The sequence below is a fragment of the Microbacterium sp. P26 genome, assembly GCF_023712585.1.
Taxonomy (GTDB): Bacteria; Actinomycetota; Actinomycetes; order Actinomycetales; family Microbacteriaceae; genus Microbacterium; species Microbacterium algihabitans_A.
The window spans coordinates 1-398 of record NZ_JAMAXZ010000038.1; the positions used below are offsets into that span (position 1 = coordinate 1).

The 398-nt window shown below is 75.6% G+C and carries 1 pseudogene; it reads left to right on the plus strand.

Going from position 1 to position 398, the window contains the following annotated elements:
- Positions 1-157: 157 nt before the first annotated feature.
- Positions 158-398 (plus strand): annotated as a pseudogene (locus tag M3667_RS16635) (type III polyketide synthase); the annotation flags it as partial.

The window sequence follows — 398 nt, forward strand, 5'->3', positions numbered from 1 at the left end:
GCGCCACACCGTGCTCCCCGAGCTGGCGGAGGCCGCCGCCCGCGCGTCGCACGCTCCCAACGCTGGCCCGGAGGACGACCGGGAGCGGGGGCAGTCGACGCCCCCGCGGGCGCCGCACGGGGAACCCACGCGTGACGACGCCGCGACGTCGCCGTTCGTGGATCCCGTCACCGGTCACCTGCTCTCACCCGGCACCCACGCCAGGAACCGGCTCTACACGGAGAACGCCCGGGAGCTGTTCGTGACCGCGGGCAGGGCGGCGCTGAGCGGCGTCGGCCCCGGGATCACCGCGGCGGACGTGACCCACGTGGTCACGGTGTCCTGCACCGGGTTCTTCGCGCCCGGTCCGGACGTGCGTGTGACCAAGGACCTGGGGCTGCCCGCGCACGTCAAGCGGG